Annotated in this window: 21 protein-coding genes and 1 pseudogene; 13 read left to right on the top strand and 9 right to left on the bottom strand. The window is 72.6% G+C overall.

The window, feature by feature from the left end; all coding sequences use genetic code 11:
- Nucleotides 1-190: 190 nt before the first annotated feature.
- The 4 genes from ACWD12_RS31900 to ACWD12_RS31885 all read left to right on the top strand — a co-directional run bounded on the left by ACWD12_RS31900 (nucleotide 191) and on the right by ACWD12_RS31885 (nucleotide 4812).
- Nucleotides 191-1186, top strand: coding sequence for a heme/hemin ABC transporter substrate-binding protein (locus ACWD12_RS31900; RefSeq protein ID WP_450102461.1), 996 nt, complete (start codon nucleotides 191-193; stop codon nucleotides 1184-1186).
- A gap of 413 nt (nucleotides 1187-1599) precedes the next feature.
- A complete protein-coding gene (locus tag ACWD12_RS31895) occupies nucleotides 1600-2700 on the top strand; it encodes a FecCD family ABC transporter permease (protein ID WP_450102475.1) in 1101 nt (366 codons plus the stop codon).
- Nucleotides 2697-3557: a heme ABC transporter ATP-binding protein gene (locus ACWD12_RS31890; RefSeq protein WP_450102460.1), complete on the top strand. Its 861-nt coding sequence runs from the start codon at nucleotides 2697-2699 to the stop codon at nucleotides 3555-3557. The genes ACWD12_RS31895 and ACWD12_RS31890 overlap by 4 nt, the downstream gene beginning before the upstream one ends.
- Before the next feature lie 106 nt (nucleotides 3558-3663).
- Nucleotides 3664-4812: a PP2C family protein-serine/threonine phosphatase gene (locus ACWD12_RS31885; protein WP_450102459.1), complete on the top strand. Its 1149-nt coding sequence runs from the start codon at nucleotides 3664-3666 to the stop codon at nucleotides 4810-4812.
- A 47-nt stretch (nucleotides 4813-4859) separates the two neighbouring features.
- Here the strand turns inward: ACWD12_RS31885 and ACWD12_RS31880 are convergent, their stop codons facing one another.
- Nucleotides 4860-5786 carry an alpha/beta hydrolase gene (locus ACWD12_RS31880; RefSeq protein WP_450102458.1) on the bottom strand — a complete coding sequence of 309 codons (927 nt, stop codon included), beginning with the start codon at nucleotides 5784-5786 and terminating at the stop codon, nucleotides 4860-4862.
- 358 nt (nucleotides 5787-6144) lie between these two features.
- On the opposite strand from ACWD12_RS31880, the gene ACWD12_RS31875 reads away from it, so the two are divergent.
- A complete protein-coding gene (locus tag ACWD12_RS31875) occupies nucleotides 6145-7722 on the top strand; it encodes an APC family permease (RefSeq protein ID WP_450102457.1) in 1578 nt (525 codons plus the stop codon).
- 124 nt (nucleotides 7723-7846) lie between these two features.
- On the opposite strand, the gene ACWD12_RS31870 is transcribed toward ACWD12_RS31875, so the two are convergent.
- Nucleotides 7847-8452, bottom strand: a complete 606-nt coding sequence (locus ACWD12_RS31870) for an LURP-one-related/scramblase family protein (RefSeq protein ID WP_358363201.1) — start codon at nucleotides 8450-8452, stop codon at nucleotides 7847-7849.
- A 62-nt stretch (nucleotides 8453-8514) separates the two neighbouring features.
- Between ACWD12_RS31870 and ACWD12_RS31865 the strand changes: the two genes are divergently transcribed.
- From ACWD12_RS31865 to ACWD12_RS31845, 5 genes are all read left to right on the top strand, one after another.
- Nucleotides 8515-9147, top strand: coding sequence for a helix-turn-helix domain-containing protein (locus ACWD12_RS31865; protein WP_358363203.1), 633 nt, complete (start codon nucleotides 8515-8517; stop codon nucleotides 9145-9147).
- Between the two features lie 48 nt (nucleotides 9148-9195).
- On the top strand, nucleotides 9196-9318 hold the full coding sequence (locus ACWD12_RS31860) for a hypothetical protein (protein ID WP_450102456.1): 123 nt from the start codon (nucleotides 9196-9198) through the stop codon (nucleotides 9316-9318).
- Nucleotides 9319-9449: 131 nt separating this feature from the next.
- Entirely contained in the window at nucleotides 9450-10142 is a 693-nt protein-coding gene (locus tag ACWD12_RS31855) for a nucleotidyltransferase domain-containing protein (RefSeq protein ID WP_450102455.1), read from the top strand.
- 83 nt (nucleotides 10143-10225) lie between these two features.
- Complete coding sequence (locus ACWD12_RS31850) at nucleotides 10226-11095, top strand: AAA family ATPase (protein WP_450102474.1); 870 nt, start codon at nucleotides 10226-10228, stop codon at nucleotides 11093-11095.
- 4 nt (nucleotides 11096-11099) lie between these two features.
- On the top strand, nucleotides 11100-12485 hold the full coding sequence (locus tag ACWD12_RS31845; RefSeq protein WP_450102454.1) for a vWA domain-containing protein: 1386 nt from the start codon (nucleotides 11100-11102) through the stop codon (nucleotides 12483-12485).
- Nucleotides 12486-12519: 34 nt separating this feature from the next.
- Here ACWD12_RS31845 and ACWD12_RS31840 read toward each other — a convergent pair whose 3' ends face one another.
- A complete protein-coding gene (locus tag ACWD12_RS31840) occupies nucleotides 12520-12723 on the bottom strand; it encodes a hypothetical protein (RefSeq protein WP_450102453.1) in 204 nt (67 codons plus the stop codon).
- Nucleotides 12724-13102: 379 nt separating this feature from the next.
- Here ACWD12_RS31840 and ACWD12_RS31835 point away from each other — a divergent pair, with 379 nt between their 5' ends.
- Together ACWD12_RS31835 and ACWD12_RS31830 are read left to right on the top strand one after the other, a co-directional pair.
- On the top strand, nucleotides 13103-13702 hold the full coding sequence (locus ACWD12_RS31835; protein WP_450102452.1) for a TetR/AcrR family transcriptional regulator: 600 nt from the start codon (nucleotides 13103-13105) through the stop codon (nucleotides 13700-13702).
- Nucleotides 13703-13812: 110 nt separating this feature from the next.
- Nucleotides 13813-15339, top strand: coding sequence for an MFS transporter (locus tag ACWD12_RS31830; protein ID WP_358359453.1), 1527 nt, complete (start codon nucleotides 13813-13815; stop codon nucleotides 15337-15339).
- Nucleotides 15340-15473: 134 nt separating this feature from the next.
- Here ACWD12_RS31830 and ACWD12_RS31825 read toward each other — a convergent pair.
- The 3 genes and pseudogenes from ACWD12_RS31825 to ACWD12_RS31815 all read right to left on the bottom strand — a co-directional run.
- A pseudogene (locus tag ACWD12_RS31825) lies at nucleotides 15474-15707 on the bottom strand (helix-turn-helix domain-containing protein); the annotation flags it as partial.
- A gap of 25 nt (nucleotides 15708-15732) precedes the next feature.
- Nucleotides 15733-16251, bottom strand: coding sequence for a low molecular weight protein-tyrosine-phosphatase (locus ACWD12_RS31820; protein WP_450102451.1), 519 nt, complete (start codon nucleotides 16249-16251; stop codon nucleotides 15733-15735).
- A gap of 4 nt (nucleotides 16252-16255) precedes the next feature.
- On the bottom strand, nucleotides 16256-16714 hold the full coding sequence (locus ACWD12_RS31815; protein ID WP_450102450.1) for a DUF5997 family protein: 459 nt from the start codon (nucleotides 16712-16714) through the stop codon (nucleotides 16256-16258).
- Nucleotides 16715-16772: 58 nt separating this feature from the next.
- Between ACWD12_RS31815 and ACWD12_RS31810 the strand changes: the two genes are divergently transcribed.
- Nucleotides 16773-17564 (top strand): LysR substrate-binding domain-containing protein, encoded by a 792-nt coding sequence (locus ACWD12_RS31810; protein ID WP_358359463.1) that lies wholly within the window; start codon nucleotides 16773-16775, stop codon nucleotides 17562-17564.
- A 28-nt stretch (nucleotides 17565-17592) separates the two neighbouring features.
- On the opposite strand, the gene ACWD12_RS31805 is transcribed toward ACWD12_RS31810, so the two are convergent.
- Genes ACWD12_RS31805 through ACWD12_RS31795 form a run of 3 tightly spaced genes read right to left on the bottom strand, consistent with a single transcriptional unit; the run spans nucleotide 17593 to nucleotide 21664 of the window.
- On the bottom strand, nucleotides 17593-19188 hold the full coding sequence (locus ACWD12_RS31805; RefSeq protein ID WP_450102449.1) for a GNAT family N-acetyltransferase: 1596 nt from the start codon (nucleotides 19186-19188) through the stop codon (nucleotides 17593-17595).
- Nucleotides 19185-20390, bottom strand: coding sequence for an anhydro-N-acetylmuramic acid kinase (locus ACWD12_RS31800; protein ID WP_450102473.1), 1206 nt, complete (start codon nucleotides 20388-20390; stop codon nucleotides 19185-19187). Before ACWD12_RS31800 ends, ACWD12_RS31805 begins: the two co-directional genes overlap by 4 nt.
- Nucleotides 20391-20422: 32 nt before the next feature.
- Nucleotides 20423-21664, bottom strand: a complete 1242-nt coding sequence (locus ACWD12_RS31795) for a serine hydrolase domain-containing protein (RefSeq protein WP_450102448.1) — start codon at nucleotides 21662-21664, stop codon at nucleotides 20423-20425.
- Nucleotides 21665-21831: the final 167 nt, after the last annotated feature.

The raw sequence follows: 21831 nt of genomic DNA, 5'->3' as shown, positions 1-21831 counted from the left end.
TGACGGACCGACAGAAAGCGGGTTGACGAATCCGTCCCGGGTGAACATCTGCACCCCTTGAGGGCTTGAAGTTAGGTCATCCTTACTTCTAAGGTCTGGCCAGTGGCAAGGTAAGGCTTGCCTAAGTCCGCGGCCGAACGTAGTGATGACCTACTCGCCGGCGCCACGTCCTCGAAGGGGTCGACCACTCATGCGCATGCGCAACTCCCTGCGCCTGGCGGCAGTCGTCTTGTCCGTCACCGCGTTCGCGACCGCCTGCGGCAGCGACTCCGATGACGACGAGGGCACCAAGCCCGACAGTGCGGCTGCCGCCGGCGCGAGCGCGCCGGCCGCCGGCGACCCGGCCAAGCCGCAACTCCCGGTCACCGTCGACTCGGTGGGCGGCGGCAAGGTGACGGTGAAGGACGCGAGCCGCATCGTGCCGCTCAACGGCGACGTCGCCGAGATCGTCTTCGCGCTGGGCCTCGCCGACAACGTCGTCGGCGTCGACACCTCGGGCTCGATCCTGCCGGAGGCCAAGGACAAGCCGAAGATCGGCTACCAGCGCTCACTGAACGCCGAGGGCATCATCGCGCTGAACCCGTCGGTGGTCGTCGCGACGCCGGACGCCGGTCCGGCCGCCGTGATCGAGCAGCTCAAGTCGGCCGGCACGCCGGTCGTGATCGTCCCGAAGGGCGCCGAGCTCTCGGACGCCGCGGTCCGCATCGAAGCGGTCGCGAAGGCACTCGGCGTCCCGGCCAAGGGCCAGGAGGTCGCGGCGAAGACGAACGCGGAGATCGCGGCCGCCCAGGCCAAGGCCGCCGCGTCCACCGGCAAGCCGCGCGTCGCGTTCCTCTACATGCGCGGCAGCGAGATGCCGCCGCAGCTCGGCGGCCGCGACTCGCGCGGCGACATCATGATCGAGGCCGCCAACGCGGTGGACGCGGGCGTCGAGGCCGGCGTCACCGGCTTCAAGCCGCTCACTCCCGAGGCGATGGTCACCGCGAAGCCGGACTTCATCCTGGCGTTCACCAAGGGCGTCGAGTCGGTCGGCGGGCCCGAGGGCGTCTTCAAGCTCCCCGGCGTCGGGCAGACCCCGGCCGGCGCGAACAAGAAGCTGGTCGTGATGGACGACGCCGAGCTCGGCAACCTCGGCCCGCGCACCGGCCAGGCGCTCGACAAGCTCGTCACCGCCCTGCACGGCTGATCCGCCGCGACGACACGGAAGAACGACCGGGGGAGGGGCGGGCGATGAGCCTCCAGCAGCACACAGGCCGCGACGACACACCGGCGGGACCGGCGGCGGGGACGTCTGCGGCGGACGCCGTCGGCACTACCGCGCCCGTGAACGCGCCGGACGTGCCGGCCGACCCCTCCGCCGCGGCCCTCCTCGCGATCGGTGGCGAGGAAGTGAAGGGCCCGCGAGCGGCACCGGCGGTGACGGTCGGCGAGCCGCGAACCGCCGTACGCGGGGCGCCCGTTGCCGGCGCCGGGCCCGACTCCTCGGCGCCGTCCCGGGCGGGCCGTGCGACGACCGGCCCTGACAGCTCGGCCTTCGCCACCCGGAGTCCGGACCCGGCGCCGACAAAGTCGGCCCGTTCCGCGGCAAGTTCGTCCGCCCTGCCCGGTTCGGCTTCGGCACCAGGTTCGGCACCGGGTTCTGCTTTGACACCCGGCGCGCCTTCCGCCCACGTGCGGCGGCACGGGCGGTGGCTGATCCCCGGGCTCTTCCTTCTCCTCCTGGTCACCTGCGTGTTCGCGGCCGGGACCGGCGCGGTGCGCATCCCGGCCTCCGAGGTGATCGCCTCTCTGCTGCACAAGATGGGCGTCGACGTCGGCACCGTCTCCGACCGGAACCACTCGGTCCTGTGGGCGATCCGGTTCCCGCGCGTCGTACTCGGCATCCTCGTCGGCGTCTGCCTCGGCTGCGCGGGTGCCGCGATGCAGGGGGTGTTCGGCAACCCGCTCGCCGAACCGGCGGTCATCGGCGTCTCGTCGGGGGCCGCGCTAGGCGCCGTCGGCGCGATCGTGCTCGGCGTCTCGACCTTCGGCACCTGGACCGTCACCGGGTTCGCGTTCCTCGGCGGGCTCATCACCACGCTGACCGTCTACCTGCTGTCCCGATCCAACGGCCGTACCGAGGTCGTCACGCTCATCCTCACCGGCGTCGCCGTCAACGCCCTGGCCGGCGCGGGGATCGGCCTGCTGACCTTCATCGCGGACGACGCCGAGCTGCGCAGCATCAGCTTCTGGAACCTCGGCAGCCTGGGCGGCGCCAACTGGGACGTCATCTGGGCCCTGGTCCCGTTCGCCCTCCTCGGCCTGCTCGTGCTGCCCCGGTACGCCCGCGCGCTCGACCTCCTCTCGCTCGGCGAGCGCGGCGCGCGGCACCTCGGCGTCGACACCGAGCGCGTCCGCCTCGTCGTGGTCGTGCTGACCGCGATGCTGGTCGGCGCGGCGGTCGCCGCGGCCGGGGTGGTCGGCTTCATCGGCCTCGTCGTGCCGCACCTGATCCGCCTCGTCGCCGGACCGCGGCACGCGCTGCTGCTGCCGGCCAGTGCCCTGCTCGGCGCGATCGTCACGGTCGCGGCCGACCTCGCGGCGCGGACCGTCGCGCTGCCCGCCGAGGTGCCGCTCGGTGTCCTGACGGCGCTGCTCGGCGCGCCGTTCTTCCTGTGGTTGCTGCGTCGTACCCGTTCCAGGCAAGGGGGTTGGGCATGAGTCTGCTCGTCGGGGTGCGCAACAGGTTCACCGCGATGACGGGGCGGGACTGCCCCGCCGTCGAGATCGCACCGGGCACGGCAGCGATCGCCGCGCGGGACGTGACGTACGCGGTCGACGGCGGCACCAAGCTGGTCGACGGCATCTCGCTGGAGGTGCACCCGGGGGAACTGGTCGCGGTGCTCGGCCCCAACGGCGCCGGCAAGTCGACCCTGCTCGGCCTGCTGACCGGCGACCTGCACCCGACCGGCGGCGAGGTGCTGGTCGGCGGCCGCCCGATCGGCGAGCTGGGCGCCCGCGACCTGGCACGGCACCGGGCGGTCATGCCGCAGAGCACGGCGCTGGCGTTCCCGTTCACGGTCGACGAGGTGGTCCGCATGGGACGAGCCCCGTACCTGGGCATGCCGGGCGACGAGGGCGACGACGAGATCGTGGCGCGGTGCCTGGCGGAGACCGACACCGCGCACCTCGCCGAGCGGGTCTTCCCCTCGCTGTCCGGCGGCGAGCAGGCGAGGGTGACGCTGGCCCGCGTACTCGCGCAGCGCGCCCCGCTGCTGTTCCTGGACGAGCCGACCGCCGCCCTGGACCTGCGGCACACCGAGGACGTGCTGCGGCTCGCGCGCGCCCGGGCCCGGTGCGGCGACGCCGTCCTGGTCGTGCTGCACGACCTCAACCTGGCCGCCGCGTACGCCGACCGCATCGCCCTGCTCGCGCGCGGCCGGCTGGTGGCCTGCGGCGCGCCCGAGCAGGTGTGCACCGCGTCGACGCTGTCCGAGCTGTACGGCCACCCCGTCGACGTGCTGCCCCGGCCCGGGACCGGCGAGTTGCTGGTCCTGCCGAGGCGCGACGCGGGGTGACCGGCCCACGCCGCGGGCGACGGCGGAGCGAGCCGGACGCGCTCCGCGGCCGCGGCCGGACACGCTCCGCGACGACAAAGGGACAAATCCCTATATTGTGAGGTGAGTGAGCACCAAGCCGACCCCCGACCCGCCCGTGGCCGGTCGGCTCGGCACCCCGTCGACGCCGCCCACCGCGCGGTGGGTGTGGTGGGCTCCGTTCGCCGTCATCCTCGTCGACGTCGCGTTCGAGCTCGCCCTGCCGACCAAGTTCGCATCGGGATTCCTGCTGATCGCGGTGCCGGTGCTGGCCGCCTTCACCCGTCCGGCGCGGACCGTCGCCGGGCTGGTCGTGCTGGCCTTGGCCCTCGAGGTGCTCTTCGCGTGGCGCTACGACCACTTCGACGAACTCCACCATGTAGGGCTCTACATCGCCACCGCCATCATCGGCGCGATCAGCGTCGAACTCGCCCGGCAGCGGCGGCGCGACGCCCGCAGCCTGGTGCAGGCTCACTCGGTCGCCGAGGCGCTGCAGCTCATGCTCCTGCGCCCGGTCCCGCCGCGGCTCGGGCCGGTGCGCGCGGCCGGGTACTACCAGGCCGCCGACCGCCGCGCGCTGGTCGGCGGCGACCTCTACGACCTGGTGGAGACCCCGTTCGGCGTGCGCGTCGTGATAGGGGACGTGCGCGGCAAGGGCCTGCCCGCGATCCAGCACGTCGGCACGGTCCTCGGCAGCTTCCGGGACGCCGCGCACGGCATAGCCGACCTCGCGGAACTCGCCGACCACATGGAACGCCGACTCGTCCGGGACACCGCGGCCGGGCCGCACGCCGCGGCGGACTGCGCGCCGGACACCGAACTGTTCGTCACCGCGCTGCTGCTGGAGCTGCCGCCCGACAGCCGCGAGGTGCGCGTCGTCGACCGCGGGCACCCGGCGCCGATCCTGCTCAGCCGGGGCCGGGTGACCAGGCTCGCGACGCGCCCCGGCGTACCGCTGGGCCTCGGCGCGCTCGCGGACGCGGCCACCGGGGCGACCGCCCACCCGCTGGAGCCGGGCGACGTGCTGGTCCTGCACACCGACGGGGTGAGCGAAGCGCGCGGTCCGCAGGGCGCCTTCTACCCGATCGAGGAGCGGCTGTCGGTGCGGTTCGGGGGCCGCGACCGGGTGGACCCGGGCGTATTGGCCGCGTTCGTGCGCGACGACCTCGCGGACTACGCGGAGGGCACGTGTGACGACGTCGCGGTGATCGCCCTCACACGTGCCGATCCGGTCTGACGTCCGGGTACGTCCGACGCGCGTCCGTCACACCCCCCAGGCGGTCCTCAGCCCTTGGCGAGGGCGTCGCGCAACGCCGCGTACGAACTGGCCGCGGCGTCGGCGCACGGCGGCACGAAGTCGGCGAAGCTGAGGAAGCCGTGGCTCAGGTCCTCGTGGTCGTCCAGCCCGGTGGGCACACCGGCCGCGCGCAGCCGCTCGGCGTACGCGACCCCCTCGGTGTGCAGCGGATCCTCGCCCGCGACCACGATGTGCGCCGGGGCCAGGCCGGACAGGTCGGCGGCGAGGCCGACGGCCCCGTACTCCCGGCACTGCTCGTCGGTGAGCTTCGCGAAGTAGTGCTCGCCGAACCAGGCCAGCGCGGCCGCCGGGAGCAGCGGGTCGTTCGGCTTGGTCGCGTGCGCCCCGGCGTCGAGGCCGGTGCCCGGGTACCACAGGAGCTGGAAGGTCGGCTGCGCGATGCCGCGGTCGCGCGCCATCAGGCAGACCGCCGCGGCCAGCGAGCCGCCCGCGCTGTCGCCGGCGACCGCGACGCGGTCCGGGTCACCGCCGAGTTCCGCGGCGTGCTCGCGCACCCAGGCGTACGCGGCGTACGCGTCCTCGTGCGCCGCCGGATACGGGTGCTCGGGCGCGAGCCGGTACTCCACGGACACCACCACGCACTCCGCGGCCGCGGCGATCTTGCGCGCGACCGGGTCGTGGCTCGCGATGCTGCCGATGCAGAACCCGCCGCCGTGGTAGAAGACCGTGACCGGCAGGCCGGGTTCGGTGCTCGGCGCGTAGACGCGCACCGCCAGGTCGGGCGCGCCCTCCGGGCCCGGGACGGTGCGGTCCTCGATGCGCGGGACCTCGGTCATGACGGGCCGCATCGCCATACCGGCGTCCATTTTCTCGCGGAACGCGGCCGGTTCGCCCTCGTAGCGCGGCAGCGGTATGGACGCGAAGAACGCGCCGAGTTCGGCGTTGAGCGGCATGGGCGGACCCCCTGGACGCGGATTGAAACTGGCACGCAGTGCCAGCTGTGGGGGCACTGTACGGCTTACCGCACGCCACGTGAAGCCCGCCGTGCGGGCTCCGAGGTCCCGCCCGGACCGCGACCGCCTCGGCCGCGCCTGCCGCTCGTGTCGGCGGTCCCGGGCGGCCGGCGGAGGCCGTCGGGAGGTTGTCCGACGGCCTGTGACGTACCTCCCGATCCGACCCGAGGACCTGCTCATCCGCGTGGCATAGGCCCGGATTCACGGCTCCGACCCGAAAGCTGCTGTCCCGGTTTGTCCTTGGAACCACAGGCGTGGCGGTCAATAGTCCGTCAATCCTGATTTAGTCTGTTCGCTTGTGACAGACCAGAACAGCCGTCGGCACGGCGACGGACCCCGCGGCCCGGGCGAGCTCCACTACCAGCGTGAAGCGGACATCAAGGACAAGGGCCTCAGCCACAACGCCATCGGCCTCGCCGGCAGCGTCGTCGTCGCGATCTCCACGGTGGCCCCGGTCTACACGCTCACGGGCGCTCTCGGGCCCACCGTGCGCGAGGTCGGCACACACCTGCCGGCGATCTTCCTCATCGGGTTCATCCCGATGCTGCTGGTCGCCTTCGCCTACCGCGAGCTCAGCAAGGTCGTGCCGGACGCGGGGACGTCGTTCACCTGGACCGTCAAGGCGTTCGGCCCACGCGTCGGCTGGATGTGCGGATGGGGCCTGGTGATGGCCACCATCATCGTGCTGTCCAACCTCGCGGGCATCGGCACGTCGTTCTTCTACCTGACCCTCGGCAAGCTGTTCGACAGCGACTGGGTCGCGGGCTGGGACGACAACAAGGCCATCCACATCCCGACCTGCATGCTCTTCATCGCCGTCGCCACCGCGATCAGCTATCGCGGCATGACGGTCACCAAGCGCGTGCAGTACATCCTGGTCGCGCTGCAGCTCGCGGTCCTCGCGCTGTTCATCGTTATGGCCATCACCAAGGCGCAGCAAGGCGACTTCGACACGTCGCTGTCGTTCTCCTTCGAGTGGCTCAACCCGTTCGGGATCGACAACTTCGCGGCGCTGACCGCGGGCCTGTCGCTGTCCATCTTCATGTACTGGGGCTGGGACACCGCGCTGACCATGAACGAGGAGACCGCGGGCGGCCCCAAGGTGCCCGGCCGGGCTGCGATGGTGACGCTCGTCGTGATCGTGTGCGCGTACCTGATGACCGGCATCGCGACGCTCATGGTCGCGGGCGTCGGCGACACCGGGCTCGGCCTCAACACCGACGACGAGAACATCTTCGCGAAGCTCGCCGACCCGGTGCTGGGCTCGGGGCTCGGCATCCTGCTGTTCATCGCCGTGCTCGCCAGTTCGGTCGCGAGCCTCCAGACGACGTTCATCCCGGTGGCCCGCACCGCCCTGGCGATGGCGACGTACGAGGCCCTGCCGGCCGCCTTCGCGCGCGTGCACCCGCGCTTCAAGACCCCCGGCTTCGCGACCATCGCGGCGGGCATCGTCACCGGCGCGTTCTACACGGTCATGACGCTGGTCAGCACGTCGGTCCTGGAGGACACGATCGCCGCGCTGGGCCTCATGATCTGCTTCTACTACGCGCTGACCGCGTTCTCGTCGGTGCGTTACTTCCGCAAGGACCTGCGCCGGTCCGCGCGCGAGCTGTTCATCAAGGGGCTCATGCCGCTGGTAGGCGGCCTGATGCTGAGCGCCATCTTCGTCAAGACGCTGATCGACGCGTGGAGCCCCGACTACGGCAGCGGAAGCTCGGTGCTCGGCATCGGCAGCGTGTTCGTCATCGGCGTCGGCGTGCTGCTGCTCGGCGTGGTCTTCATGGAGGTCACCGCCCGGCGGTCGCCGCGGTTCTTCCGCGGCGAGGTGCTGCGGGTGGACACGCCCGTGCTGGTACCGGAGGACGAGACGGTCTGACGCGCGGCGCCGACGCGTCGGGCGCGGCAGCAGCCGTACGGGCCCGCCGCGGGGATGCGTCGGGCCCGTACGGCTTCGGTCCGAGGATCGGTGGAGTCGGCTTCGCGCCCGGAGACGGCCGCGGTCAGCGGTTCTGGATGGCGTCCATCGCGACCGCGACGCACAGCCCGAGGCGGCGGTCCAGCGTCGGGTCGGTGAACGTCACGAAGTACTGGTCCCGCAGCTTCATCTGGCGCTCGATGTGCAGCATCGGGGTCTGCGTGTCGTCGCCCACGAAGTCGAAGTGGTACGTCGGGGCGGGCAGGAACGCGCCGACGTACGGGATGAACCCCCACACGCGCCGCAGGATCGCGCCGAAGAGGCTGCGCTCCTGGCCGGTCGAGCGCTCGGCGCCCGGCCGCTCCAGGTGCCACGTCGAGCGGATGAACGACTTCTTCACGTTCTTGGAGAACATGCCCAGCGGAGTGCCGTCGACGGCGGTGACGTCGTGCTGCGCATGGATGTCGAGCATCTGGCGGGCCTTGAAGCGGGCGAGCTCGTACTGCTTCGAGTCGTCCGTGTAGAGGATGACCTCTTCCTTGAGCTTGCCGCGCTTCTGCTGGGCGTAGGCGACGACCTGGCCGTGCGTCCCGTCCGGGTTGACGAGGTGCACGACGTACTGGTTCACCATCAGGCGGAAGTTCTGTCTGATGATGAGCTGCGACTGCGCCTGAAGCAGGGCTATGTCCATCGGGTTTTGCCTCCTGGGCAAGAAAATTGCCAGCGTGGTAGACACGTGGTTAGCGTGATGGTATGCCCGGAACAACGTCCGTGTCGCAGCCCCCGGCCGAACCGGTCTCCGAGACCGCGGCGCCGGGCCTCGGCGAACGTCTGAAGCAGGCCCGGCTCGGCCACGGGCTGACGCTCGAGGATGCCGCCGGAGTCAGCGGCCTGTCGATCGCTTATCTCTCCCGCCTCGAGAACGAGCGGCGCCAGCCGTCGCTGCCCGCCCTCCTCACCCTCGCGCGGGTGTACGCCACGACCGTGTCGATCCTGCTCGGCGAACGCGCCGGCGGCGAGGAGACGGTCATCCGTGCGAAGAACGCGGAGCCGTTCCGCGCGCACGGCTGGACGTACTGGCGGGCCGGCAGCCCGCGGCGCGGCATGCAGGCGCTGCGGGTACGCGTGCCCCCGGGCCGCGCGACCGGCCCGGCCCGCGTGCACCCGGGGGAGGAGTGGCTGCACGTGCTCAAGGGCCAGCTCCGGCTGACCCTCGACGGCACGACGCACCTGCTCGCGCCCGGCGATGTCGCGCACTTCGACTCAGCGATGCCGCATGTCATGGAGTCCGCCGACGACCACGTGCCGGTCGAGTTCCTCATGGTCCACGCGGCGCCCGCGATGGTCGCCTTCACCGCGTGCGTGCCGTCGGCACCACCCCACTGACCGACACGCGCCGCCGCAGGAAAGGCCGCCGCAGGAAAGGACGCCCCCATGGCCAACTCCGAGTCCGAGAAGAGCCGCGAGAACGGCATGTGGATCCGACTGTCGGTCTACGTGCTCGGCTTCGCGGTGATCTTCGGCACGCTCATGATCGTGGCCGTCGCCAACCGCTGAGGTCGGCACGGCACTGATCGCCGGGTCCCGTACCGATCGCCGGGGCCGCACCGAGTCGACGCGAGGCCGCACCGCGCGCACCGCGCAAAACCCGTACGCCGCCGCGCGTACCGTGCCCGATACTCGTGCGCATGACCGGGGAACTGCTGGTGGGCGTGGTGGGGTCGACGGCATACGGCCTGGCGACCGAGGGCTCCGACGAGGACCGGCTCGGCGTCTACATCGCCGCACCCGCGGAGGTGTTCGGGCTGAGCGGGCCGAGCGTGCTGACCGGTTCCCGCGTCACCACGCACCCGGACCTCACCATGCACGAGCTGTACAAGTTCGCCACGCTCGCGCTCAAGGGCAACCCGACGGTGAGCGAACTGCTGTGGCTGGACTCCTATGTCGTGGCCACGGATGCCGGCCGCGAGCTGATCGCGATCCGCGAGGCGTTCCTGTCGACACCGTGCGTGCGCGGCGCGTACGGCGGCTACGCGCTCCAGCAGTCCCGCAAGCTCCTGTCGCGCCACGAGGCCGGCAAGGAGGGCTTCTCGGCGGACACCGCGCGCCGCACGGCCAAGCACGGGCGGCATTGCATGCGGCTGCTGCGCCAGGCGCACGGGCTGCTCACGACCGGCCGCCTGACCATCGACATGTCGGCGCGGCGCGACGAACTCTTCGCCGCCGGCGAACTCGCGGCCCGTGCCCCCGAGGCGTTCTCGGCGCTGTTCGACAAGGAGATCGCGGCGCTCGACGCGGTCGATTCGGTACTGCCCGAGCGGCCCGACAGCGGGCGGGTCGAGGCGCTGCTGGTGGAGCTGCGCACGGCGGCCCTCCGGTAGCCGCGGCCCGGGCAGTATCATTTGACCAAGTCAAATGCACTTGCCGGGTGAAACCGCAGGCCGAGGGAGCCGCCGTGACGTCCTTGTTCGCCTCTCCGGAGGATGTGCGGAGCCGCCTGGCCGAGGGCGAGTACCTGGCCGACGGGCACATCGCCACCACCGTCTTCCTGGCCGACGCCCTCGGCAAGCCGCTGCTGGTCGAGGGCCCGGCGGGGGTGGGCAAGACCGAGCTGGCCAAGGCCGTCGCGGCGGCGACCGGCGCCGACCTGGTACGCCTCCAGTGCTACGAAGGGCTCGACGAGGGCCGCGCGCTCTACGAGTGGAACTACCGCAAGCAGCTGCTGCGCATCCAGGCCACCCCCGAGGGCCAGGACTGGTCCGACACGCACGACGACATCTTCTCCGACGAGTTCCTGCTCGCCCGGCCGCTGCTGACCGCGATCCGCCGCACCGAGCCGACCGTCCTGCTGATCGACGAGACGGACAAGACCGACGTCGAGGTCGAGGGCCTGCTCCTCGAGGTGCTCTCCGACTACCAGGTCACGATCCCCGAGCTGGGCACGGTGAGCGCGATCCGCCGGCCCTTCGTGGTGCTGACCTCCAACGCCACCCGCGAGCTGTCCGAGGCGCTCAAGCGCCGCTGCCTGTACCTCTACCTCGACTACCCGACCCCGGAGCGCGAGCGCGAGATCGTGCTCGCCCAGGTGCCGGGCATCACCGAGGCGCTGGCCGAGCAGCTGGTGCGCACCGTGGCGACGCTGCGGGCGCTCGACCTCAAGAAGTCGCCGTCGATCGCCGAGACGCTCGACTGGGCCCGGACCCTGCTCGCGCTCCAGGCCGACACGCTCGACGAGGACGCCATCGCGCGTACCCTCGGCGTGGTCCTCAAGCACGTGTCGGACCAGAACCGCGCGGCCAAGGAGCTGGGCCTTCCCACCGCCGGGCTGGGCTAGCGGCATGGCGCTCCTGGAACGGCACGTGGGCTTCCTGGACGCCCTGCGCGGCGCCGGGCTCCCCGTCTCGCTGGCCGAAGGCCTGGACGCCGCACGGGCGTTGACGGTGTTGGACCTGGTCGACCGGCAGGCGATGCGGGCCGCGTACGCCGCGACCCTCGTCAAACGGCCCACCCACCGGGCCACCTTCGACACGCTCTTCGACCTGTGGTTCCCGGCCGCGATCGGGGACGGCGCGGCGGGGCCGCCGCCCGAGCGGCCCGAGCGCCCGCGCGGCGGACCGCGTCCGCCCGACCCGGTGGCCGACGAGATGCGCGAGCGGTTGTTCGACCTGCTGCTGGACGGCGACGAGGCCGGGATGCGGCAGCTGGTGCGGGAGGCGGTGGCGGCGTACGGGAGGTCGCCGGCGGGGGCGCCGCGGCAGACCTGGTCGGCGTACACCGTCGGTGCTGCCCTCGACCCGCGCACCCTCATGGCCGGGCTGCTGCGCGCGGTGCTGGCCGGCCAGGAGCGCGGCGGGCTGGCCGAGCGCACCGCGCGGCGCACCCTGGAGGACCGCCTCACGGCCCTACAGGACATGATCACCGCGGAGGTCCGGCGGCGGCTGGCCGAGGACACCTCCGTCGAGCGCGTCGCCAAGGTCGCGGTGCGGCCGCCTCTGGAGAACATCGACATCCTGCGTGCGACGCGCGCGGACCTGGCCGAACTGCGGCGCGCCGTCCATCCGTTGGCGCGGCGGCTGGCCACCAGGCTGGCGGTCAAGCACAAGGCGGGGCGGCGCGGGCGGCTGGACTTCCGGCGTACCGTGCGGGCGTCGCTGTCGACGGGCGGCGTGCCGGTGCGCACGTACCACCGCCCGCGGCGGCCGCACAAACCCGAGCTGGTGGTGCTGTGCGACGTGAGCGACTCCGTGTCGTCCTTCGCGCACTTCACGCTGCTGCTGGCGTACGCCCTGCGCGAGCAGTTCAGCAAGGTCCGGGTCTTCGCCTTCATCGACAACCTCGACGAGGTCACCGGCTACTTCGCGCCGGGCGTGGACGTCGCCGACGCGATGAAGCGCATGACCTCCGAGGCGGACCTCGTGTGGGTGAGCGGGCGCACCAACTACGGCCGCGCGTTCGAACTGTTCGCCGAGCGCTACCCGGACGTGGTCGGCTCCAAGACCGCGCTGCTCATCCTGGGCGACGCGCGCTCCAACTACGGCCAACTGGCCCTGCCGGCCCTGACCAAGCTGGCCGACACCGCCCGGCGCGCGCACTGGCTGAACCCGGAGCCGCGCCGTGACTGGGACACCGGGGACTCGGCGTCCTCGGCGTACGACCGGATCGTGCCGATGGTCGAATGCCGCAACCTCGCCCAACTAGCGGCCTTCATCGAGGACTTGGCCTAGGACGCAGCTTTGCGGGCGCGGCGTGACGGGTGGGCTATTTCTCCAGATCTCGGCTCAAGCCCGCTTCCTGGCTTTCCTCGAGAGTGCGGAACGTGGTGGCTCCGCCCCAAGGACCGGAATCGCCCGCCCCCACGTCCCGCACGTCGCTGACGGTCAAAGGCGCGGTACTGGTACCGGACATGCCGTTCGCGGCCAGGTCGGCGGTTTCCCGCGGCGTTTCGTTCCCGGCACCAGCCATGGCAGTTCCCTCTCGAACGCGTCTCGAACACGTCTGCGGACGGTCGTCCGCCCACCGTGGCCGCCCGCACGGATGGCGCAGTCACGATACGACCCGCCCCGCCTGCCGCCTTCACAAAGCACGCACGGGCAATCTGCGAGACGCGTACCGCGCCGGACGTGCCGACCGGGTGCGCGCGTGCGGCCCGGCCGACCGGATCATCGCTGATGCGTCGGGCCGCCGGGTGGCCGGAATTCGCCCGCGAAAAGTTGTTCTGATGGGGAATCAGATCGCCCGGCCGCCGGTTCCTCTCCACCGGACGCCTGCGAAGTGATCCACCCGTACGAAACGGTTTCGTTTCGATAGGCTATGCTCCTCGGGCAACAGGGAAGGAGGCGGGATGCCGACCGAGCAGGCGACGACACCCGAGCGGCGCAGCCGGCTGACGCCGGAGCGCGAGCGGGAGCTGTACGACGCCGTCATCGCGCTGCTGCGCGAGGTCGGCTATGAGGCGCTCACCATGGACGCCATCGCCGCCCGTGCCCGGACCAGCAAGGCCACCCTCTACCGCCAGTGGCAGGGCAAGCCCCGGCTGGTCATCCACGCACTCGCCCACCTGCGGCCGGTCCACCTCGGCGGCGACGACACCGGCTCCCTCGACGGGGACCTGCGCTCGGTCGCACGCCATCTGGCCGCACTCGCCCAGGACGACGCCGGGCTGCACGCCTCCATGAGCCACGTCGTCATGACCAACCACGAACTCGGTGAGATGCTCCGCGAGGTCCTCATCCGGCCCGAACGCGAAGCCTTCGACGCCCTGGTGCAGCGGGCCGTCGACCGCGGAGAACTCGCCCGCAAGCCCGCCGCCACCGACTACTGCGGCGGAATCCTCGTCCAGGCGGTCCTCAACAGGCCGCTGTGCGACGGGGTGCCGGCCACCGAGTCGTACCTGAACGACATCATCGACACGGTGGTCCTGCACGCACTTCGTCACAGCTGAGCGCTCTCGTTCGTCATATAGCCGAACGCTCGGCCCACGTCGCCGATCCGGGCCCCACAACCGGCCCGGTCGGACCGATCCGCAATAACACCCGCACCGGGGGTACCTCCATGTCCCAAGCCACTCTCGATCCGTCCCGACCGACTCCCGGCGGCGCGTCCGAGGACCACTCCTCGCGCCGCTGGTGGGTGCTGGTCGTCGTCGCCGTCGCGCAGCTCATGGTCGTCCTTGACGCGACCATCGTCACCGTCGCCCTGCCGGACGCGCAGGCCGACCTCAACATGTCGGACGCCAACAAGCAGTGGGTCGTCACGGCGTACGCGCTGTCCTTCGGCGCCCTGCTCCTGCTCGGCGGCCGCATCGCCGACTTCTGGGGCCGGAAGAAGGCGTTCGTCACCGGCATGGCCGGCTTCGCCGCCGCCTCCGCACTCGGCGGCATCGCGCAGAACGAGGCCATGCTGTTCGGCGCCCGGGCGCTCCAGGGTGTCTTCGGCGCGCTGCTCGCCCCCGCGGCGCTGGCGATCCTCACCGTCACGTTCACCGAAGGCCGGGAACGCGCCAAGGCGTTCGCCGTCTACGGCGGCATCTCGGCAGGTGGCGCGGCCATCGGCCTGCTGCTCGGCGGCGTGCTCACCGAGTACGCGTCGTGGCGCTGGACCCTGCTGGTGAACGTCCCCATCGCCGCCGTCTCCATCTTCGCCGCGCTGCCGATCCTCAAGGAGAGCCGCGCCGAGGGGAACACCCGGTACGACATCCCCGGTGCCATAACCGTCACCCTCGGCCTCGCCGCCCTCGTGTACGGCTTCACCCGGGCCGCGGAGGAGGGCTGGACCGACGGCGTCACGCTGGTCATGCTGGTCGCCGGCGTCCTGCTGCTGGGCCTGTTCACCTTGATCGAGAGCCGTACGCAGCATGCGCTGCTGCCGCTCCGCGTGGTCGCCGACCGCAACCGCGGCGGGTCCCTCCTGGTCATGCTGCTCGTCGGCGCGGCCTTCATCGGCTCGACGATGTTCATGATCTTCTACATGCGCGTCGTGCTCGAGTACGGCGCGGTGAAGGCGGGCGCGGGCGCGCTCGGCATCACCGTCGGCGTCTTCATCACCGCGGGCGCCTCGGCGGCACTGCTGCCGAAGATCGGCCCGCGGATCCCGCTCACGGTCGGCTCGCTGCTGGCCGCCGGCGGTACGTTCTGGCTCACCTTCCTCTCCACCGAGCGCCAGTACCTGAGCGACGTGCTGCCGGGCATGGTCCTGATCGGCCTGGGCCTCGGCCTGGTGTTCACCTCGGTCGCGAGCACCGCGCTGATCGGCATCACCGGCCACGACGCGGGCGCCGCCAGCGCCTCGATCAACGCCGTCCAGCAGGTCGGCGGCGCCCTCGGCACCGCCCTGCTCAACAGCATCGCGACCTCCGCCTTCGACGACTCCATGTCGGACAAGGCGGCGGAACTCGGCCCGCAGATGGGTGACGCGAACGTCGCCCACCAGGCGTTCGTCGACGCGAGCCTGGACAGCTACACCCAGGCGTTCGGCTGGGCCGCCGCGATCATGGTGGTCGGCGCGGTCATCGCCGCCCTCCTGGTCAACGCCGGCAAGGACGCCCTCCCCAGCGAGGGCGGCGCCGTCCACATGGGCTGACCCCCAAAAGAACGCACCGACACAAGACGGCGCGGCGATCGGAAACCCCGATCCCCGCGCCGTCCGCGCGTCCGCCCCGCGGCTGCGTGGCGCGGGCCCGCGCCAACCGCGAACCGACGTCGTACGGGAGCCGTTCAGGCGGCCGACGAACACGGGGTCATCGTGTACTCGATGACATCCCGCCCGTCGACAACGTCCACGACGATCACGACGCGGATGTCCAGTGCCTTGGCCAGCCGCTGGACCAGAGCGAGCGTCGGAGTCACGCCGGCATGCTCGATCGCCGAGATGTTCGCCTGCTGCATCCCCGTGGCCTCGGCGAGTTTCTGCTGCGTCCAGCCCTTCGCCCTGCGGGCCGCGTTGATCGCGAGGCCGAGCTGGGGTGCATACGGATCAGGGGGCGGTGGTCATGTGGCTGCGGATGTGGGTGATCAGGCCGGGGGCGGCTGACTCGATGAGGGTGAGGACTTCCTCGAAGGCTTCGGGGCCGTCGTAGTACGGGTCCGGGACGTCGAGGTCGTCGTCGGCGTCGGGGTCGAACTCGCGGAGCAGGCGCACCTTTGCGCGGCCGGCGTCGTCGGGGGCGCGGCGGCGCAGTTCGCGGAGGTGGTCGCTGTCGAGGGCGACCACCAGGTCGTACGACGGGAACCACGTCGCGTCGAACCGGCGCGCGGCGTGCCCGGTTTCGTAGCCGGCCGCGCGCAGGACGGCGTCCGTACGGTGGTCGGCCGGTTTGCCGCGGTGCCAGCCCTCCGTGCCGGAGCTGTCCACCTCCACGAGGCCGTCCAGGCCCTCGTCCTCGACGACCTTGCGGAAGACCCACTCGGCCATCGGCGACCGGCAGATGTTGCCGGTGCAGACGAAGGTGACGCGGTAGGGGCGGGTGGCGGGTTCGTCCACCGGCAGCGCCACGGGACTACCGCCGAGCGCCGCGCCCGGCCGGGCGCTTCGGGGCGGGCTTGGCGGCCCGCGCGGGTGCGGGGGCGTCCTTCTTCGCCTGCTCGTCCTGCTGCTTCTCCTTGAGGCGCGCGGCCTCGCGCCGGACCTCGGCCTGGGTGGCGCGCTCCTGCTCCAGCCACTCGGGCGCCTCGTCCTTCAGCGCCTCGATCTCGTCGGTGGTCAGCGCCTCGGTGACGCCGCCGCGGGCCAGGCCCGCGATGGAGACGCCCAGCTTCGCGGCCACCACGGGACGCGGATGCGGTCCGTTGCGGCGCAGTTCGCGCAGCCACTCGGGCGGGTCGGTCTGGAGCGCGTTCAGCTCGTCGCGCGAGACGACACCCTCCTGGAACTCGGGCGGGGTGGCCTGGAGGTACACACCCAGCTTCTTCGCCGCGGTCGCGGGCTTCATCGTCTGGGCGGTCTTGTGCGACGTCATGGCGCCAAGGGTAGCGAGCATGCGCGGCCCCTCGGATCACGCCCGGTAACCTGACGGGGTGACAGGCTCGGAGACACCCCTTTCGTTCCGGCTCGCGTACGTTCCCGGGGTGACGCCCGCCAAGTGGGTGCGGACCTGGCACGAGCGCCTGCCGGACGTCCCGCTCGAACTGGTCGCGGCGACCGCGGACGAGGCGGCCGGCCTGCTGCGCGACGGCGGCGCCGACGCCGGGCTGGTACGCCTGCCGGTCGACCGCACCGCGCTGAGCGCGATTCCCCTCTATACCGAGACCACGGTCGTCGTCGTGCCGAAGGACCACGTCGTGACGGCGGCGGACGAGGTGACGACGGAGGACCTGGCCGACGAGATCGTGCTGCACCCGCTCGACGACGCCCTCCCGTGGGAGGAACTGCCTGGGCGCCCCGCGGTCGAGCGGCCCGCGACCACCGGGGACGCGGTCGAGCTGGTGGCGGCGGGGGTCGGCGTGCTCGTCGTCCCGCAGTCGCTGGCGCGGCTGCACCACCGCAAGGACCTGACCTACCGGCCGCTGACCGACGCCCCCGAGTCGCGGGTCGCGCTGTCGTGGCGCGAGGGGGAGACCACGGACCTGGTGGAGGAGTTCATCGGGATCGTGCGCGGCCGCACAGTCAACAGCTCGCGCGGCCGTACGCCCACCCCGCCGCAGCCCAAGGCCGCGCGTACGTCTGCCGGAGGCCGGTCAGGGGGAGCGGCCGGCGGGTCCAAGGGCAAAGCCGCCGGCAAGCCGACGGGCAAGACCGGCGGAACCCGCGCCAACCCGCCGCGCGGGGCAGCCCCCGCGAAGCGCGGCAAACCGCGCCGCAAGGGCTGACGGCGGCCGTCGCCGCACCGGCGTGCGGTCAGGTCGCCGCCCACCAGCCCGCGTCCAGGTCGTGGGCCAGTGGGCCCACGGTGGCGGCGGCCGCCAAGTGCCGGGCGGCGGCGACGCCTTCGGCCGGTTCGAGCATGCAGCCGACCACCAGGCCCAGCCCGGTTTCGGCGCACGCGGCGACCACCTCCCGCGCGGGGCCGAGGCCTCCGCACTTGAGGAGCTTGAGGTTGACCAGGTCCGCCGCGGACGCGTCGGCGACGCGGCGTACGTCGTCCGCGGTGAAGACGCTTTCGTCGGCGAGGACCGGCCAGGGGGAGTTCCGGCGGACGTGCGCCAAGCCGGCGAGGTCGGCGGCGCGGACCGGTTGTTCGACCAGTTCGAGGTCGATGCCGAGAGCCGCGATCCGGTCCAGTACGCGGACCGCCTCGTCGGGCGTCCAGGCCTGGTTGGCGTCGACGCGCAGCACCACGCGGCGTTCGGCGCCCCCGAGTCCGGCGTGGACCTCGGACATGCGGCGTACGTCCACATCGGCGTCGGCGAGCTTGAGCTTGAGTGTGTCGAAGCCCGCTTCCGCGGCCTCGCGCGCCGCGGTGGCCATTGCCGCCGGGCTGTCCACGCTGATCGTGAGGTCCGACCGGACGGGCAGGGGTGTGTTGCCGAGGAGTCCGGGGAGGCCGGTGCGGGCGAACGCCGGGGACGACGCCGCAAGGTGGTGCAGAGCCACGTCGGCGGCGGCCCTGGCGGACGCCACCCCCGGCGCCGCCGCCTCGACCGCGCGCAGCGCCTGCGCGAAGTCCCGCGGACCGCGGCGCAAGACGTGACTGATCGGTCCGTGCAGCGCGGCAAGGACGGCGTCCGCGGTGTCGCCGGTGACCGCCGGGGTCGCGACCGTGGAGCCGGTCGCCGACAGGCCGTCCGCGGTGTGCAGGGTGACCTCGATCGCCGACAGGGTGTGGACCGTGCGCAGGGCGGTGCGGAACGGCCGGCGCAGCGGCCGCCGGACCACCGTCGTGGACACCGCGCGGACTCGGGGGAGGGTGAGGTCCGGTAGCGCCGGGAGCGGGCGCGGCTCGTTGCGGGCGGGGCGCCGCATGGGTATCTGGGGTGTGCGCCAGCGCGGATCGGTCCGCCGGGGGCCCGAGGGGCGGAACCCGGCCTTCTCGTACACCGAGCGGGCGCGGGAGTTCGCCTCGAAAACCCACAGTCCCACGGCCCGCCCCGGCATCGCGTCGAGGGCGTGGCGCAGGAGGCGGCCCCCGATGCCGAGGCCCGAGGCGGCCGGATGGACGTAGAGCGCCGCGAGGTAGCCGTCGTGCCCGCCCGCGCCGCCCTCGTGGTCCGACCGGTCCGACCGGTCCGTGACGTCGTCGCCGAAACGGGCGAACCCGACCGGCTCCCCGGCGGTGCCGAGCGCCAGGACCGTGGTCAGCCGCGGGTCGTCGAGCCCCACCGCCAGGTCGGCGGCGACGCTCCCGGGTTGCAACGAGTCGAGCACGTCGTCCGGGACGATCCCGCCGTACGCCCCCAGCCAGGACCGGACGAAGATCTCGGCCATCGCCGGAAGGTCGTCGTGCGTCGCGCCGCGCAGGCCGGATCCGGCCGCCACCCGTTCCGCCGCGCTCACGGGACCACTCGCATGTACCGCGGCTGCACCGTTGCCGGGGCCGGGAGTTCGAGCGGCCGCGCCCCCGGGGTGAGGGAGCCGAGGACGGATCCGCGCCGGGCGCCGGTGGCGGAGGGGACGGTGCCCTCCAGCCCGTGCACGGCGAGGTAGCCGAGGAGCGCGAACAGGTACGCCTCTTTGCCCTGCGCCGGGAGCCCGAAGTCGTCGATGGGGCGGATGACGGTGCCGGCGGCGAGTTCCGCGATGCGGCGCATGAGTGTGGGGTTGCGTACCCCGCCCCCCGCGACCACCAGTTCGGTCACGTCGTGCTCGCGGCACGCGTCGGCGACCAGCCGCGCGGTGAGTTCGGTCAGCGTGGCGAGGAGGTCGTCGGCCCCGATCGCCCGGCCGCCCAGTGCCTCGCGGACGTACTCGGCGTGGAAGAGCTCCTTGCCCGTCGACTTCGGCGGAGCGAGCCGGTAGTAGGGCTCGGCCAGCAGACGGTCGAGGAGTTCGCGGTCCACCCGGCCGCGCGCGGCCCGGGCGCCGTCCTTGTCCATCCGCTCCGCCCCGTCCGTCGCGTCGACGACGGCCGTGTCCATCAGCGCGTTCGCCGGGCCGATGTCGTACGCGATCACCCGGCCCTCGCGGTCCCGCACCGTGATGTTGGCGATGCCGCCGAGGTTGAGCGACCCGCGCCGTACGCCCGGCCGCGGCTCGCCCGGGCCGTCGGCGGGCACCGGCTCCCCGGACAGGACCAGCAGTTCGTCGAGCGTGGAGGCCAGCGGTGCCGCGTGCCCGCCGCGGGTGATGTCGCGGGTGCGCAGGTCGGTGACCGTCATGAGCCCGGTGGCCTCGGCGATCCATGCGGCGGCACCCAGTTGCAGCGTGCCCAGCGCACGTCCGCCCTCCACCCAGTGGTAGACGGTCTGGCCGTGCGAGACCACCAAGTGCGCCTCGCCGCCCGCGACTTCGTGGTTGGCCCGGGCGGCGACCGCGCCGAACAACCGGCCGAGTTCGGTGTCGAGGCGGCAGACCTCGGCCAGCGTGGTGGGGTGCGGCGGCAGGGCGGCCGAGAGGCGGGCGCGCAGTTCCTCGGGCACGTCCTCGCTGTACGTGCCGCGCGGGCGGCAGACGACTGCGGTCCCGTCCAGCGCGAAGTCGGCCACGGCCGCGTCGACGGCGTCGTACGAGGTCCCGGACAGTATGCCGATGACGGTCAGATCCACGCGGTTCTCCAGGTGAGCTGGTCGGTCTATGCGTTCAGGTGGTCCGCGGCCGCGGCCAGTACGCGCAGCCACATCTCCTCGGTCGGCCGCAGGTCGCCGAGCGAAGCCGGCGGCGTTTCCGCGCCTCCGGATTCGCCGCCCGCCCCTCCGGCGCCCCCACCCACGGCGTGCAGGCGGTTGGTGATCATCGCGACGGCGGCACCGCGGTCCGGCAGCGCGGCCACGGCCACGCCCGGGAACCCGGTGTGCCCGAGCGCTCTGCCCCAGGGGCCGTGCCAGACGCGCAGGCCGAGGGCCTGCCCGGGGTCGGCCCCCGGGGTGGCGAACGCCTCCGCGGTCACGGGGCGGATCGGGCCGCGACCGTGGAGGCTGTCGTCGAGGGCACCGGCGAAGCGCAGCAGGTCCGCGGCCGTGGTGAACATGCCGGCGTGCCCGGCCGCGCCGCCGAAGGCGTGGAACGCGTTGCCGTCGTTGACCTCGCCGACCAGCACGTGGTCGCGCCAGCCGGGGAACGCGTCCGCCGCGGCGGCGACCTCGGCCGGGACCGGGTACGGCGTGCCGGTGGCGACCATCGCGCGTTCCACCCGGTCTCCGGCGGAACTCGCGGCGACCGGGCCGCCGGGGACCGGTGCGCGGTACGCGGTCCCGGTCAGTCCGTACGGCCTCAGCACCAGTTCCGCGACCGTGTGCTCCAGGCCGCCGCCGATGCGCGCCAGCACGCCGCCGAGCAGGATGAAGCCGAGGTCGGAGTAGTGGCGTCCGGCGCCGACCGGGTAGCGCCGGGGGATGCGCGCCGCTCGGGTCACCGCATCGGTCTCGCCGCTCCCGTCGAGGTACAGCGGCCACCACTCGCGCAGTCCCGCACGGTGTTCCAGCAGGTCCCGCAGGCGGATGTCGGGATCGGGGCCTGGCACGTAGCGGTGCGCGGGGTCGTCGAGGTTCAGGTGGCCGAGGTCGGTCAGCGTCATGAGGGCCGCGGTCGTGCCCAGCACTTTGGTGACCGACCCGGCGTCGGTCCGGGTGGCCCACTGCATCGGCTCCGCTTCGGTCGCATTGGGCGTCGCCGGCGTCGCGGTGCGGCTTCCGGCCCGGTGCACCCGGCTGTGGCCGACCGCCGCATACGCGACGGCCCCCTGCGCCGCGACGGCGACCAGCGCCCCGGGAGGCGGCAGCCCGCCGAGCCGGGGGCCGACCAGTTCGGCGGCGGCTTCGCGCAGCGGGCCGGTCGTGAGGAGGACCGGTGGCGGGGGATGCGGTGTGGCGGTCACAGGCCAGAGGTTAATGGTTTACCTCTTGCCTGTCATCAAGGTGAAGATTTAACCTGAGCCAAGTTTGCCGCTCCGCAGCTCGAAGGACGTCGCCATGACAACTCGCATCGCGCCGCGTCGGGGGACCCCTCGGAAGGTGCGCGCCACCATCCGAAGAGGTCCGGCCC

Source organism: Streptodolium elevatio (genome assembly GCF_053592165.1).
Note: the sequence above shows the minus strand (reverse complement) of the source record. Positions and strands in the feature narration are given on the sequence as shown.